The organism is Terriglobia bacterium (assembly GCA_020073085.1).
Lineage (GTDB): Bacteria > Acidobacteriota > Terriglobia > JAIQFV01 > JAIQFV01 > JAIQFV01.
In genome coordinates, this window is record JAIQFV010000004.1 from 50,937 (window position 1) to 66,139 (window position 15,203).

The 15,203-nt window shown below is 55.9% G+C and carries 14 protein-coding genes; 6 read left to right on the forward strand and 8 right to left on the reverse strand.

Translation table 11 applies throughout. The annotated features are described in order from the left end of the window. The first annotated feature begins 45 nt into the window (after window positions 1–45). On the forward strand, window positions 46–1,077 hold the full coding sequence (gene dusB / locus LAO21_06045; protein MBZ5552262.1) for a tRNA dihydrouridine synthase DusB: 1,032 nt from the start codon (window positions 46–48) through the stop codon (window positions 1,075–1,077). A 139-nt stretch (window positions 1,078–1,216) separates the two neighbouring features. Here dusB and LAO21_06050 read toward each other — a convergent pair whose 3' ends face one another. Together LAO21_06050 and LAO21_06055 are read right to left on the reverse strand one after the other, a co-directional pair. Next, complete coding sequence (locus LAO21_06050) at window positions 1,217–1,981, reverse strand: gamma-glutamyl-gamma-aminobutyrate hydrolase family protein (GenBank protein MBZ5552263.1); 765 nt, start codon at window positions 1,979–1,981, stop codon at window positions 1,217–1,219. 125 nt (window positions 1,982–2,106) lie between these two features. Then, window positions 2,107–2,889 carry a 1-acyl-sn-glycerol-3-phosphate acyltransferase gene (locus tag LAO21_06055; protein ID MBZ5552264.1) on the reverse strand — a complete coding sequence of 261 codons (783 nt, stop codon included), beginning with the start codon at window positions 2,887–2,889 and terminating at the stop codon, window positions 2,107–2,109. A gap of 73 nt (window positions 2,890–2,962) precedes the next feature. Here LAO21_06055 and polX point away from each other — a divergent pair, with 73 nt between their 5' ends. The 4 genes from polX (at window position 2,963) to LAO21_06075 (ending at window position 6,837) form a co-directional block, all read left to right on the forward strand. After that, on the forward strand, window positions 2,963–4,741 hold the full coding sequence (gene polX / locus LAO21_06060; protein ID MBZ5552265.1) for a DNA polymerase/3'-5' exonuclease PolX: 1,779 nt from the start codon (window positions 2,963–2,965) through the stop codon (window positions 4,739–4,741). Window positions 4,742–4,756: 15 nt separating this feature from the next. After that, the gene (locus LAO21_06065; GenBank protein ID MBZ5552266.1) at window positions 4,757–5,185 is read left to right on the forward strand and encodes a tetratricopeptide repeat protein; all 429 of its coding nucleotides are present in this window, start codon (window positions 4,757–4,759) and stop codon (window positions 5,183–5,185) included. Between the two features lie 250 nt (window positions 5,186–5,435). Beyond that, window positions 5,436–5,855, forward strand: a complete 420-nt coding sequence (locus LAO21_06070) for a DNA-binding protein (protein ID MBZ5552267.1) — start codon at window positions 5,436–5,438, stop codon at window positions 5,853–5,855. Window positions 5,856–6,108: 253 nt separating this feature from the next. Continuing rightward, window positions 6,109–6,837: an outer membrane lipoprotein-sorting protein gene (locus LAO21_06075; protein ID MBZ5552268.1), complete on the forward strand. Its 729-nt coding sequence runs from the start codon at window positions 6,109–6,111 to the stop codon at window positions 6,835–6,837. Between the two features lie 45 nt (window positions 6,838–6,882). Here LAO21_06075 and LAO21_06080 read toward each other — a convergent pair whose 3' ends face one another. The 6 genes from LAO21_06080 to LAO21_06105 form a co-directional block, all read right to left on the reverse strand. Beyond that, complete coding sequence (locus LAO21_06080) at window positions 6,883–7,476, reverse strand: BON domain-containing protein (GenBank protein MBZ5552269.1); 594 nt, start codon at window positions 7,474–7,476, stop codon at window positions 6,883–6,885. A 211-nt stretch (window positions 7,477–7,687) separates the two neighbouring features. Then, window positions 7,688–8,290: a hypothetical protein gene (locus LAO21_06085; protein ID MBZ5552270.1), complete on the reverse strand. Its 603-nt coding sequence runs from the start codon at window positions 8,288–8,290 to the stop codon at window positions 7,688–7,690. A 251-nt stretch (window positions 8,291–8,541) separates the two neighbouring features. Next, complete coding sequence (gene groL, locus LAO21_06090) at window positions 8,542–10,164, reverse strand: chaperonin GroEL (protein ID MBZ5552271.1); 1,623 nt, start codon at window positions 10,162–10,164, stop codon at window positions 8,542–8,544. A 98-nt stretch (window positions 10,165–10,262) separates the two neighbouring features. Then, entirely contained in the window at window positions 10,263–10,580 is a 318-nt protein-coding gene (groES, locus tag LAO21_06095; GenBank protein MBZ5552272.1) for a co-chaperone GroES, read from the reverse strand. A 182-nt stretch (window positions 10,581–10,762) separates the two neighbouring features. Beyond that, entirely contained in the window at window positions 10,763–11,134 is a 372-nt protein-coding gene (locus LAO21_06100) for a PqqD family protein (protein MBZ5552273.1), read from the reverse strand. 89 nt (window positions 11,135–11,223) lie between these two features. After that, the gene (locus LAO21_06105; protein ID MBZ5552274.1) at window positions 11,224–13,236 is read right to left on the reverse strand and encodes an oligopeptide transporter, OPT family; all 2,013 of its coding nucleotides are present in this window, start codon (window positions 13,234–13,236) and stop codon (window positions 11,224–11,226) included. 500 nt (window positions 13,237–13,736) lie between these two features. Between LAO21_06105 and LAO21_06110 the strand changes: the two genes are divergently transcribed. Then, entirely contained in the window at window positions 13,737–15,128 is a 1,392-nt protein-coding gene (locus LAO21_06110) for a M20/M25/M40 family metallo-hydrolase (protein ID MBZ5552275.1), read from the forward strand. Window positions 15,129–15,203: the final 75 nt, after the last annotated feature.

Genomic DNA, 15,203 nt, shown 5'->3' on the forward strand with positions numbered 1-15,203 from the left:
CTCTCCGCTGGGCTGCGGCACCTGTGCTAAAATGCATCTCCACTTATGTTCGAATCCGTCACCATCCGTGATCTCGTGATCCGGCCTGCCCTCTACCTGGCGCCGATGTCCGGCGTGACCGACACGGTGTTCCGCCGGCTCATCCGAAGAGTGGGGGGCTGCGGGATGGTCGTCTCGGAATTCACTTCCAGCGAGGGACTTTCACGCCAGGCCCAAAGGTCCCTGGCACAGCTGGAATTTAGTCACGAGGAACATCCGATTGTCGGCCAGATCTTCGGAGCGAATCCTGACCGCCTGGCGGAAGCCACCGAGATCGTCGACGAGTTGGGCTACGATGTGGTCGACCTCAACCTGGGTTGTCCAGCCAAGAAGGTCATCAAGTGCGGCGGCTCCGGTTTGCTCCGTGACCTTCCTCTGCTGCATACCATCCTCCGCCGCATGCGGGCGGCCACGAAGAAACCCTTCACGATCAAGATTCGTGCGGGGTGGGACGAAAAGGAAATCGTGGCGTGCGACGTGGCGCGGATGGCAGAGGCCAATGGCGTCGAGGCGATGGTCGTTCATCCTCGGACCCGTTTGCAGGGTTACAGTGGCAATGCCAATTGGGACATCATTCGGGACGTGAAACAGGCCGTCAAGATTCCGGTCATCGGCAATGGGGATGTCCGCACCGTTGAAGATGCCATGCGGCTCAAGCAGCATACCGGTTGTGATGCCGTCATGATTGGACGCGGGATCATGTCGAACCCGTGGCTGTTTCGCCAGATCGCCGAGTTCGATGCGGGGCGGCCCGTGCCGGAAGTGACCATGGGCGACCGGCATCGGTTGATCAAAGACTATTTTCAATTGCTGGTCGAAGAGCGTCCCCACGGCGCGATTGGCAAGATGAAACAGTTCGCCTGCCACATTACGACCTCGATCCCCCACGGGAAAGAACTGCGCGAGACCATTCATCATTCCCAGACCACGCAGGAAATCCTGGAGCGCGTGGACCGGTTTTTTGAGAAGGATACCGAAATCGTGAAACGCGAGACGGTCCATTTCGGGGCCGACTCTTCCGTAATCTGGCCGGTGTAAGCTTCCAGCAAATTTTAGACGCGGATGCCGTGGATGACACCCGACCCATCCAGCCTCAGGGTACGGGGCTACCCTGATCCAATTGGCTGGACGCAAATCAGGCAAAGGCCTCCGGGCTGGGAGTCCTGACCTTCCCGCCTTAACTTCTTTTGGCTTCGCCCACAAACCGCTTGAAGATTGCCTGGGAGAGGGGATCCCGCTCAAAGTTCTTTTCAGGATGCCATTGCGTGCCGAGCACGAAGTGCCGATCCGATTGGAGTTCCACCCCTTCAATAATTCCATCCGGGGCCCGCGCGGTAATCGTCAGGCCACGCGCCAGCTTATCAATGGCTTGATGGTGGGAACTGTTAACGCGGACGCTTTTCTTCTTTCCATTCAGTTCGAACAGGAGGGAATTGGGTTCCACGGAGATGAGGTGAGCACAGAAGTTTTCAGGATTCTTTTTCGTCGGTTTCGCCTTCGAGAGCGAATGATCCATGGCATGGGGCCACTCGCTGGGAATGTCCTGAACGAGGGTCCCGCCGAGAAAGACATTGAGAGACTGGATTCCAAAGCAGATCGCGAGGACCGGGATGTGTCGCCGGAAGGCCTCTTCAAGGAGGAGAAAATCGGTTTCATCCCGGGCGGAGTGGATCTCGTCGCATTGCGGGTGTTTGCGCGCCCCGTAGCGGCGGGGATCGACGTCGCTCCCGCTGCCCGATAAGACGACGGCGTCGAAGGTATTCACCAAATTTTGAATGAAGCCTTTATCCGGAATCAGGGGAACCAGCGACGGGGCGCCGCCCGCCGCTTCAATCGCCTCGCTGTAATTCGTCTGCAGATAGTATTTTTGCTGTGCCGGGTCCAGGCGCATGGAGATTCCGATGAGAGGACGCATTTTCGGAAGTTTCTTCAGTTCATTCATTGGTCCGATTCCACCCAATCTATACATCTATACTCCCCCTTGAGAGTAATCCCCCGGACCTGCCTCTATCAAGCACTCTCTCGGGAAGGGCTTCCGGAATTCTTAGAACTATGGAGAATTCTAAATCATCCCTCACGCTTTACGAAGTCTCGTACAATGATGTCACGCGTGAGCTGGGCAAGCTCTTCAATATTCTTGGCCGTGTAAGGTGACACGTCGATGGGATCATGAATGATCATTTCCACGTGGCCGGGGTGCAAATGCCAGGAGTTTTTCTTCAGCACGGCCCTCGTGCCATTGAGGGTGATGGGAACGATGGGAACGCCGGCACGGGTGGCCAGGAGAAAGCTCCCGCCCTTGAACTCATGGATAGCCCCATCGATGGAACGCGTTCCTTCGGGAAAAACAATCAACGATGTTCCCGACTTGACTCGCTCGGCCGCCTCGTAGAGACTCTTGAGCCCCGATTTCGAGCTGGAGCGATCAATCGGAATGTGGCCCGACCGTTTCAAATGCCAGCCCAGAAAGGGAACTGAAAACAGCGACTTCTTGGCCATGATGCGAAAATTCACTGGCAGGTGTGCAAACAGCGTCGGAATATCAATATAGCTCTGGTGATTGGCCACGTAGAGGTAGGTTCTCGACCGGTTGATCTTTTCAAGCCCTCGGACCCGGACACGCGCCAGCACGGACCACAGGAGGAGTTGGGCCCATATCCGCGCACACCCGTGCTGCAGTCGGCCGGTGTGATCGAGCAAGGACGCCACGAGCGACAGCGTCCCCATGAGAATGGTGTTCAGATAAATGAGCGGAATGGTGATGAGCAGGGAGCGGACGTAACTGAGCGCATTGTAGGTCTTCTTGAACATGGGCAAGGACGAAGTGGCGCGCGGGGCCGATGGAGCCACTGGATTCTATCGGAGGTCGGCGAGAAAGGCAATTTGCAGTCGAATGTGAGTTTTGGTAGAGTCTAAAAATACCATGATCGACAACAAGTCCATTGGGCGGATTTTTAACGAGATTGCCGACCTCCTCGAAATCAAGGGGGATAACCCGTTCCGTATCCGTTCCTACCGGAATGCTGCCACCGTCATCGAGACTTTCGGCGAGAGCTTCGAAAAGCTGGTCCGGGAAGGAACTGTGGATTTGCAGTCCATCTCCGGCATCGGCGAGGCGATCAGCGGGAAAATCAAGGAAATCGTCGAAACGGGTGACTGTAAGGCCCACCGCGATTTATTGAAGGAGATTCCTCCGACCCTGCTTGAGATCATGCAACTGCAAGGAGTTGGTCCCAAGACCACTGCCATGCTGTGGAAGAAGATGGGAGTGACGACGGTTGAGGGGGTCGAGCAGTTGGCTGCCGCGGGAAGGCTGCGAGATCTGGCGGGCCTGGGTGAAAAGAGTGAACAAAAGATTCTGCAGTCGATCCAAAACCGAAAGAAAGTTTCCGGGAGGCATCTGCTGGGAGACGCAGAACAAGCGGCCCATCAGATTCTTGATTATCTGCATGCCGGGTCGCCTGAGAAGGCGAAACGAGCGAAAACAGCTCGCCAGAAGGCATCCTCCTTTGTCGCGATCCCGGCGGGCTCTCTCCGCCGTGGACGCGAGACGATCGGCGATGTCGACATCCTGGTGGCCGGAAAGAACTGCGAGGCTATCATCGACCGGTTTACCCAATTCCCCGAGGTGGAATCGGTGTTGGCGCATGGGGACACCAAGGGGTCGATTCAGCTGAAGAGTGGGTTGCAGATCGACTTGCGCGTTGTCGAGGAGAAGTCATTCGGCGCGGCGCTGCAATACTTCACCGGTTCCAAGGAGCACAGTGTCGCGCTCCGGTCGCGGGCCCTGAAGATGGGCTATACCATCAATGAGTACGGCTTGTTTAAGGTCGACAAGCAGGGGGAGAAGGAAAAATGGGTGGCAGGGCGCACTGAGGAAGAGATTTACGAGCGGCTGAAGTTACAATTCATTCCTCCGGAACTCCGGGAAAACCGGGGGGAGATCGAAGTAGCCGAGAAACACGCGATCCCTTCGTTGGTCGAACAGAAAAACATCCGGGGCGATCTGCACATGCACACCACCGAGACCGACGGCAAGGCCACGCTTCCGGAGATGGTGGAGGCGGCCCGGGCCCGCGGGCTGGAGTATGTCGCCATCACCGACCATACGAAATCGACCCGCGTCGCCAACGGAATGGATGAGAAAAGGCTGGAAAATCAGATCCAGACGATTGAAAAGCTGAAACGCAAAACCACCGGGATCACCCTTCTCAAGGGGACGGAGTGTGACATCCTGGCCGACGGAACGCTTGACCTTTCCGATACCGTTCTCGAACAACTTGATCTTGTGGTCGTGTCCATCCACTCCCATTTTAATCAATCGCCCCAGGAAATCATGGACCGGTTGGAACGCGCTTTTTCCAATCCGCACGTGAAGATTTTTGCCCATCCGACCGGGCGCATGTTGTTTCACAGGCCCCCCTATGCGGTGGATATAGAAAAGTTGTTTGCCCTCGCCAAGAAACATAAAGTGTGCCTGGAGTTGAACTCCCAACCGGAGCGGCTGGATCTCAACGATGTCCACTTGCGGATGGCCCGGGACCAGGGGGTGCCCATCGTCATTTCCACCGATTCACACGACACGTCCCAACTGGATCATATGAAATATGGCGTGTTGACCGCCCGGCGCGGCTGGCTGGAACCGCGCCATGTCGCCAACACCCTGCCCGTGAAACAATTCCTCAAGACGATCTCACGGTAATTGCATCAAAGAAGTATGCGTTCTCATGGTGTGACAGACTGGCACTTCCAACATTATCGACTCCTCGCGCTCCTGGTCGTTGCCGGTGTTCTGGTTTTTAGTGGCGATAAGCTTTTACAGGCCCAGGAGCCTGCCTCTCAGGAAACACAGGCACAGGACGACACGGCTGACCCGGTCCAGGCGTACAATGATATGAAGATCGGGGATTTCTATTTCAAGAAGGGGCGCTACGACGCCGCCATTGCTCGATACAGGGATGCGGCCCGGCACAGACCAGGCTTTGCGATCCCGTATTTGAGAATCGCCAAGGCGTACGAAAAGAAGCACGAGCCAAAAGGAGCGATTGAGGCGTATGAGAAATATCTCGAGATTCTCCCCAAGGGGAGCGAGGCTCCGTTCGCGAAGAAGCAGATTGAGAAGTTGAAGCAGGAAAAGGGAAGCTGAGGCGAGGCGTCAGGAAGGAAGTTGTCAGTTGCCAGTTCTCAGTTGCCAGTGAAGAGCAGCACATTCAGGGGGTAAGATACCGAGATATGATTTCGAAGATCCATAATTAAGAGTGCTTTGATCATTGAACTGGAACGTTGAAATTGCGATCTCCGGGGGTTGCATGCCTGATCACTTCACGGAGAACTGACAACTGGCGACTGACAACTTTTTTCCCGACACCCGACACCTTTCCAGTAAGGCATGACACATGAAATTTCAACCCACTCAGTCCGGATACATCGTCGTTCTCGTTCCCGGCGAAGAGTTGATCACCTCGCTTACGCGATTCGCTGAACAACAGAACATTCGTTCCGGTTCGATCATGGGCATTGGAGCGGTAGAGAACACCACGCTTGCCTACTATGATCTGGACCTAAAGAAATACCTTCCGAAGGAATTTCCTGATCGTCTGGAACTTGTCTCCCTCCAGGGAAACTATGCGTACCTGAACGGCAAGCCTTTTGCGCATTGCCACGTCGTGATCTCGGGGCGTGACTTTGTGGCTTACTCAGGCCATCTCATGAAGGCCACCATCTCGGCGACAGGGGAGATTTACATTACGGTGACTTCGAATGAGATTTTGCGTGGGCCTGATGCATACACGGGCCTCAATTTGATAAAGTTGTGATGGGGATTGTTGAATTCTCGGAGGCTGATCCTGCAGTCGCCGGAAGTGATCTGGCCCGGCCTTCCGAATTCTGAAACCATGAATCCAAGCCATCGTGGTGCCGAGCATCCTCCTCCTCGAACTTCCGGGCAGGAGTATGAACCTGAACATTCACCAGCCTTTCTGGCGCCATTACCTGAGAACCATGAATAAACAATATAGAAGAACTTGGTTTTTTCTCTTTTCAGGTTTTCTTGTAATGTTTTGTGGGGGGATGATTGCCTGGTCCCAATCGCCGGCCTTGCAGGGGGACGAGGCCGCGAACCCCGGACAGAAGATGCTGGAAGAGGCCATCGCCGCCCTGGGAGGCAATGCATATCTCTCCGTCAGGGACATCACTATTAACGGGCGCGGTTATCAACTCTTTCGTGAGTCGACCTCCGGGGCGGCGGTGTTTGTCGATTACATCAGGTATCCTGACAAGGAACGTCTGGAGATCGGGAAGAAGAAGGAAATCATTCTCGTTTACAACGGGGATCGGGGCTGGGAGATTGACTATCGTGCCGTCCGCGCGATGACTGCCCAAGAAATGGAAGGCTACCAGCGCACTCAGAAATGCAGTATTGACCGGATCCTCCGGTTCGACTTGAAGGCCAAGAAATACCGGGCCTATTACGAAGGGACCGAGTATGCCCAGACGACAAAGTATGATGTCATCACGCTCGAGGACTCAAACCGGGAGAAAATGACCCTGCTGCTCGACGCGTCAACTCACCTGCCGGTGGCGCTTCGGTACCGCCTCGTGGACCCCAAAACAAAAGGCGTCGACAAAATGGAGATAGGGTACGGCAACTTTCGCGCGGTACAGGGGATCCAAACGCCTTTCCACCGCGAGCGAATTCGCAACGGGGAACGGATTTCTGAGACCTTTGTGAATGAAGTGCAGTACAACTCGGGATTACAGGACAGCCTTTTTACTGTCCGGGAAGGCAAGTCCAAATAGAGACGCCTTTCCTCGAAACAGGCAAAGATCACCATCCGACGCGGTTCAGTTCTTCTTTGGCTTCTCCTTAGCGGGAGACTCTTCCACCTTCAATTCGTTCGTGACTTCAAATACCCCGGACACACTGCGTGCCGCGGTATAAGCGAGTTGGCCGTCCATTTCGCGGCCAACCACCCCCTTCAGCGTCACCCGTCCATTCTTGACGATGATGTGGATGGGCGGCACCGCCTGGATGGCATACTGGGTGAAGAGGGGCGAGTCGTAGTTGAAAACGGCACGGTACACGGCAATCCGCAGTCTGTCATCAATGGAGGAAAGCGGCAGGACTTCGATACGGTTGTCCACCGTCCGCACGCCTTCGATCTTCTTCACCCCTGCTTCAGCCTCTGATTTGGTGGCGGGTTTTACGGCCTCTCCGCGCAATGTGACCCTCCCATCCGGCAGAACCTCTCCTTCCAGCCAGTCGAACACCCCGTAGTATGGGAGCATGAGGAGCTGGTGTCGTACCTCGTCAGCCAGGAGAACCTGTGAATGCGCTGAGAGTCTTTGAGGCGATGGCCCGCGATGTAACTGGGGCGGATTTTCATCTTTCTGTTCCTGGGGGTACAGAGGAATAGCCGCACAAATCGATCTCGTCATGAATAGAGCGATTGCAAGGAACGCGGCGAGCAACAGAGGAGTCAGGTGAATTGAAAATCGCTTTTTCATGATCAACACCTCACCTCGATTTTTTGGATAAGAAGGGACAGACACCTACTTTGCTGCCATTCCGCGAAATGACTTAAGAGAAGGTGTCTGTCCCTAACGTTCGAGTCAATCGCCCGTCTCCTGAGATCAGGGACGGGCTCCTTCAATTCTGTTGTTGGCGAGGTAGATCATGCTTCACTCTTCGCCGTGAAGTCAACAGCAGGAGGACCAGACCACTCAACAGGAACATATAAACAGGATAGACGGCGATCGAAAATCGCCATTTCTCAATGGCAAGCAAGTTGAGCGTGTTGCCGAGAAGGAACAGGCCCCAAGCCAGGGGATCCTCTCCACCCGGTTCCGAATAAGCCTTGCGGATGGTCGGGAGTGCTCCCAGGAAATCAATGCCCAGGTTGATGAGGAGAGCGATCAGCGGTGAACTGAAAGCCCACCAGAGGAGGGCTCCCAGACCGGCCCCGAGCAGGCATACCCGGTCAAAACGAGTCCATCCTCCGACCCCAAACTTTAGAGAGAAGAGGGCGGTCACCAAGGGGCCGAGGACATAACTCACAGCGACCCAGAGGGTATGTCTAGCCCCTGAGGCGTAGTAGCTCAAGGCCAGCAAGGAGCCGACCACAGTCCAGATCCACCAGGTGGCCCGGTTTGGTTTGGTCTTTCCACGCAGGGTGCTGAGGATATAGGGGACGAAGGCAGCAAGTGAAAAGAATCCGGCTACTCTCCCCGCAAGTATGCTGAAGTCAAACATTACGGCCTGGCCTTGAGATTGAATTCGGTTCGTGGTCTTCAGAAGGAATTATAACTTGAGTACGACAGTTTCCCGCCCCTGCGGCCTTTCGTCGAACGACGCTCCCCCGATTTCCGGAGCATCCTATCTGACTCCGATTTGGGTTTCAGTTTATCGGGGTGCCCCCCTGAAGGGCGGCACAAAAAAAGCCTCCTCTCGTCCGCTGTCGCGAACGGGAGGAGGCTCGGTAATTTGGCTCCGAGGGCGTTAAATCAATACATGCCGCCCATGCCGCCTGGCGGAGTTGGCCCCCCTTTATCCTTTTCCGGAATTTCAGAAACCAACGCCTCCGTGGTCAGCATGAGAGAGGCGATGGAAGAAGCGTTCTCGAGTGCCGTGCGGGTGACCTTGGCAGGATCCAGAACGCCGCTTTTGACGAGGTCCTCGAATTCTCCGGTTTCCGCGTTGAATCCGTAGTTCTCATTCGCGTTGTTCCTGACCTTCTCCAGCACGACGGCGCCTTCGTGCCCCGAGTTGTAAACAATCTGGCGAAGCGGTTCTTCAAGGGCGCGGCGCACGATGTTGACGCCGACCTGCTCTTCGTCTTCCAGCTTCAGCTTATCCAGGGCCGGGATGCAGCGAATCAGAGCCACTCCCCCGCCCGGGACAATGCCCTCTTCCACGGCGGCGCGCGTCGCATGCATGGCATCTTCCACGCGGGCCTTCTTCTCCTTCATCTCGGTCTCGGTCGCCGCGCCGACTTTGATGACGGCCACGCCGCCGACCAGCTTGGCGAGCCGTTCCTGCAGCTTCTCGCGGTCGTAGTCGGAAGTGGACTCTTCCACCTGGGCTCGCAACTGCTTCACGCGGCCCTCAATATCAGAGTGTTTCCCGGCGCCCTCAACGATCGTGGTGTTGTCCTTGTCGATGGTGATCTTCTTCGCGCGGCCCATATCCTCAAGCTTCACGTTCTCCAGCTTGATTCCAAGGTCTTCACTGATGACCTTGCCGCCCGTGAGAATGGCGATGTCTTCCAGCATGGCCTTTCGGCGGTCGCCGAACCCGGGGGCCTTGACGGCGGCCACCTGCAAGGTGCCGCGCAATTTGTTGACCACCAGGGTCGCCAGGGCTTCGCCTTCCACTTCTTCGGCAATAATCAGCAGCGGCTTACCCATTTTGGCAATCTGCTCCAGGATCGGCAAAAGGTCCTTCATGGAGCTGATTTTCTTCTCCTGCAAAAGGATGTAGCAGTTCTCCAGGGTTACATCCATGCGCTCCGGATCGGTGACGAAGTAAGGAGACAGATAACCGCGGTCGAACTGCATCCCTTCCACAACTTCCAGCATGCTTTCAATGGTCTTCGCTTCTTCCACCGTGATGACGCCGTCTTTGCCCACTTTCTTCATCGCTTCGGCAATCATGTTACCGATGGTCGAATCGTTGTTGGCGGAAACGGTTCCGACCTGCGCGATCATCTCACCCTTTACCGGTTTGGAAATCCGCTTGATCTCCTCCACGGCCAACTTCACGGCCTTTTCGATGCCGCGCTTGAGCGCCATGGGATTCGCCCCGGCGGCCACGGTCTTCACGCCCTCGCGGAAAATCGCCTGGGCCAATACCGTCGCGGTAGTGGTGCCGTCACCCGCGACGTCGCTGGTTTTCGAGGCGACTTCGCGGACCATCTGCGCACCCATGTTTTCCATCGTGTCCTTCAACTCGATCTCTTTAGCGACCGTGACCCCGTCTTTGGTGATCAAGGGGGATCCAAACTTCTTGTCAAGAACGACATTGCGGCCCTTGGGACCGAGCGTAATCTTGACCGCATCTGCGAGCTGATTCACGCCGCGCAACATCGCCTGACGGGAATCCTCTCCGTGAACAATCTGTTTTGCCATTTTCGTTTTCCTCCATTGAATATCGTTATGCTGATCTTCACCCGAGGACCACCCCATCCAAGGGGCCCTGTGCCCCGGGAACTATTTCAGCCAGGGTATTACTTGGTTCCCTTGGCCGACTTTGCCACGCCCTCGACTACGCCCAGGACTTCGTCCTCGCGCAGAATGAGGAATTCTTCATCTTCGATCTTGATTTCATTGCCGGAGTACTTGCCAAAAAGGATTCGGTCGCCCGCCTTGACGTCCAAGGGAACCTTTGTGCCATTTTCCATAACTTTGCCGTTGCCGACAGCAATAACTTCTCCCTGTTGTGGCTTCTCCTTGGCCGTGTCCGGAATGATGATTCCGCCCTTAACCACTTCACCCTCTTCGAAGCGCCTGACGATGATTCGGTCATGCAATGGTCGAACTTTCATGTGACGCAACTCCTTTCCTCATTGATTTCTATCCCTGTTTAGATTTGTTCTCTGATGACAGCCAAACCAAAGCAATGTAAGTCGTTGTAAATGAAAAGATTGCTTCCAAGGTTTAGCACTCTATTGGAGTGAGCGCTAATATATTAAGCTCTATTCTAGATTTGTCAAGGAGGAGGAGCGCTTTAGGGAAGATTTTTGTGCAGATTCGCCGAAGAGTCAGGGAAATCGATGAATTTTGAGCTTTCCAGCTGGCGGAGGAACTGTCCAATCCGGTCGTAGACAGGCTCGGCGGCGGGGCCGAACTTGTCCATCATCTCCTCGCCGATGGAGCGGACATCTGCCTTTCCATCGCACGAAATCCAGACAAAACTTCCAAATTCGTCGAGGTTGACCCGGAAGAGGGGGCGACGCAGGCGGGGCTGGATTGTCCTCGCCATAAACCCCTTGCGGAATTTTGGAATGAGAAGGGTGACCCGGTTGTCCTTTCCCATTTCCCATTCCACCAGGCGGCGGGGCTTCAGTTCATAAAGATTCCTGGGCTCTTTGGGTTTCATCCACCACTCGCTCAAAAGTTAAGCGGGTTCGGATACCCGGACATCGGCATTCGAACCCGCAGGACAAAATCATGAACGTTCCACACCCATTACATCATTGCGCTGGGAGGCGCCGGCTCATCGGGGCTCCCGGCATTCTTAATGGGGAAGAGGATCAGGGCCAGCGCGATAATGGCAAACACGAAAAGACTGGTGATGAAGCTGGGGTTGGCGACAATCACCCAGGTGGCGATATTCTTGAATGCCATCCAAGCAAAGACCAGCCCGATGAGAGCTTCACCGGCGATCAGCCCCGAAGCAATCAGAACACCGTTATTAGAGGTCCGCGCGTTCTGAGCGTCATTGAAGCCGCGGCGCTTTGCGATCATCTCCACAATACCGCGGATGACGCCACCCACAAAAATCGCAAACGTCGTGCCGAGCGGCAAGTACATTCCCACGCACACCAGCATAGGGCTTCGCACTTGTACCAGGATGAAGCAAACCGCCATCAACATGCCCACGATGATCAGGGGCCAGGCCATATTGCCCCCGACGATCCCCCGCGAGAGAAGTGCCATCAGGCTGGCCTGTGGCGCCGGCAGGGCGCTCCCCCCAAAGCCGGTTCCTCCCCGGTTGATGTCGCCCACATGGAGGATGAGCAAGGGATAATACATCACTGCTCCAGCCATCACCACTCCGACCAAGTCGCCGACCTGCATCTTCCAGGGAGTGCCGCCCAGGATGTGTCCCACTTTCAGGTCCTGCAGCATCTCCCCGGCCACCGCGGCGGAGACGCAGACCACACCCGCGACGCCAAGCACGGCCGCCACCCCCATTTCGCCTTTCATCCCGAGGGCGACCATGAGCAATGCGGCGACCAGCAAGGTGCAGAGCGTCAGTCCACTGATCGGATTGTTGCTGGATCCAATCAGTCCGACCAGATAACCGGAAACGGCGGCAAAGAAGAAGCCCGCGATAACCATGACGATCGTGGCCACGAGCGCGGCCATGGTGTTACCGCTGAAATGGCGATAGATGAAGAAAGTGAGGACGGAAGCGATCAGGACGATCAACCCCACCCAGTTGAGGCTGATGTCCTTCTCCAGCCGGTTTTCCGAAGCCTTCGCAGTGGCCGCCCGTTTGGCATCGGCGACGGAACGCGACAGCCCGGTGATCAGACTCTTTCGCATCCGGTACAAGGTAAATCCCGCGCTCACGAGCATTCCGCCGATCGCAATCGGCCTCACAATGCTCTGCCAGATCGACGTCGAGATTGCGATCCAGTAATCGCTCGAACTCATTCCGCTCGACGACAGCGCGGGTTCGAACTGGGGGCCCAGGAAGTAGAGCAACAGGGGTACAAACAGACCCCAGGCAAGAAGTCCGCCCGCGAAGTTCCACCCCGCAAGTTTGGGTCCGATGATGTACCCTACGCCAATATAAGCGGGGCTCACGGCGGGGGTGGAGAGCACGGCGCCTCCGCTTCCCGTAATCGAAGCCCCGCCCTTCAACCGGATGACCGACTTGCTGAAGGCCACGAACTTTACCCAGGTTGAGGCAAAGGCCGAAAGCGTACCCAGGGCTTGGATGGCCGCGCCCAGAATCATAGCCCCGAACAGATAGATCGCTCCCGTTCCTCCCGCGCGCCCGGCTTTATGAATTTCCGAGGCGGCCACCGATTCCGGGAACGGCAACTCCACGTCTTCCACCATGACGCGGCGCAACAGCGTCACGAACATGATGCCGATGATTCCCCCGACGATCATGATGGCGGTGGCCTCAAAATACCGCAGGGGCGTGTCAAACCTGTTCCACACCCCGGCAATCAGAAACGCGGGGATGGTGAAGATCGCGCCGGCGGCCACGGACTCACCGATGGAGCCCACCGTGCGTGCGATGTTTTCTTCGAGAATGGAGCCTTTCATGAGCTTCAACAGCGCCATGCCGATCACAGCGGCCGGATAAGTCGCCGCAATCGTCATGCCGGCTTTCAAACCAAGGTACGCGTTGGCCGCGCCCAGGATCACGCACATCACCAACCCGATGAGCAGGGCCCGGGGAGTGAATTCCCTGAGATCCGTTTGGGCGGGAACATAGGGTTTGAATTCTACGGTTGTCATGAATCCTCCAGGAACAATTTTAGGATTATTCAGGGTACTTCAAACTTCAATCTTCCCAGGGTGAAACAAAACCTTCCATCGACCCGTAAAATGATGGCAGCGGAAGGGAACCAGTCAGTGGAAGTTGCATGAAAAGGCCAATCGATGCCGCTTGATGTGCGCAGGTACTGCAAGAATTGTGAGAGTGGACGCCCGGAAGTCGCCACGCCGATTGAAAACCATCCAATAAAATCAGGCGTTTGCCGCGACTTCGAACGTCGGCAAACTATCATCGCGCGCCGACGAGTGTCAAGCGAAAAAGCCCCTTTGACCGCAAGACCACCTTGCCGGATGGGACGTCGGCGGAAAGAATCCTGGTGCGTTCCACCCCGGATTATACTAAAATACATCGCACCCTTTGGATTAGGCAGAATCGAGTCTGGCGGAGCGCCCTAATAAAACCTTTGAATTCTTCGTGAAGAAAACATAAGGAAGATTTTTTTCCCTTAAGGAGGAAATTAATGACCGCACCTGGTCCCAATGTACTTGAAAAGATCGACAGCTTTATTACCGGGATACGGAATGAATATGAGGACAAACTGGCAGGAATTGTCGAAATCCCAACCATCTCCATGGACCCCGATCATCAGGCCGACATGCCGCGCGGGGCGGCCTTGGCGGCGGAGTATTTGAAGGCCGCCGGAGCCGTGAGCGCCGAAGTGGTACCCACCCAGGGGAATCCGGTGATTATCGGAAAATTCATTACCGATCCGAGCCACCCCACCGTCACCATCTACAACCACATGGATGTCCAGCCTGCCCAGGAGCCGGAATGGACGCGCGAGCCGTTCAAGTTCGATCGCCAGAACGGCCGCTACTTTGGTCGCGGGACAACGGACGACAAGGGACCCGCCATGACCGCGCTGTATGGGGCGCGCTATGCGATCGAGAACGGCATCCCCATCAACATTAACTTCCTGTGGGAAATGGAAGAAGAGATCGGGAGCCCAAGCTTTGATAAGTTTCTGAAGCTGAACGCGGGCAAACTGGAATGCGATTCGATCATCGTCAGTGATACGGAGTGGATCGCGCGCGGTTGTCCCGCCATTCCTTATGGATTGCGAGGCGTTCAGGGCCTGACCGTGCATCTGGAAACGGCAGCGACCGACGTCCATTCGGGCACTGCCGGTGGGGCCGCCCGAAACCCCCTCGCCGAACTGGCGCTCATCGTGCACGAGTGCTTCGATGCGAAAACCGGCAAGGTGAAAATCCCCGGCTTTTATAAAGATGTCGTTCCTCCCACCAAGAAGGAGATCGACAGCTTCCTGAAATCGGGCTTCACAGTCAAACATTTCAAACAGGCGCTGGGATTGAAAAAGATGCGCACGGAAAATGCCCCCGAAGTGCTGCGCCGGATCTTCGCCATGCCGACTTTCGAAGTGCATGGGCTGGTGGGCGGCTATACCGGGCCGGGTGTGAAGACCATTATTCCCCCCCGCGGCGAACTGAAAATCACGATGCGATTGGTTCCGAAACAGCGGGCCAACAAGATCTTCCAACTGGTGTCGAAGTTCATCAAGTCAAAGAACAAGGACGTTGTTGTGAAGAAGGAGAATTCGCTCGAGCCTTATCTGGGCCCGTTCAGCGGGCCCCTGGCGGATGCCGGCCGCGTTGCCATGAAGTTTGCCTTCGGGAAGGATCCCGCGTTTACCCGCGAAGGCGGCTCGATCGGCGCTGTGGTCACCATGGAGAAATATTTGAAGGCGCCGATTCTGTTCCTGGGCCTCAGCCTGCCGGAGCACGGGTACCATGCCCCCAATGAGAATTTCGATTGGGAGCAGGCTTCCGGCGGTATCAAGATGTTTGCAAAGTATTTTGACGAAGTTTCACGGATGCCCCTCAGGAAGAAATAGTCCGCGGCATTCCAGAGAAAAAAGGCGCTCCCAGTTCACCGTGTACGAGGTGGCCGGGAGCGCCTTTGCTTTTTC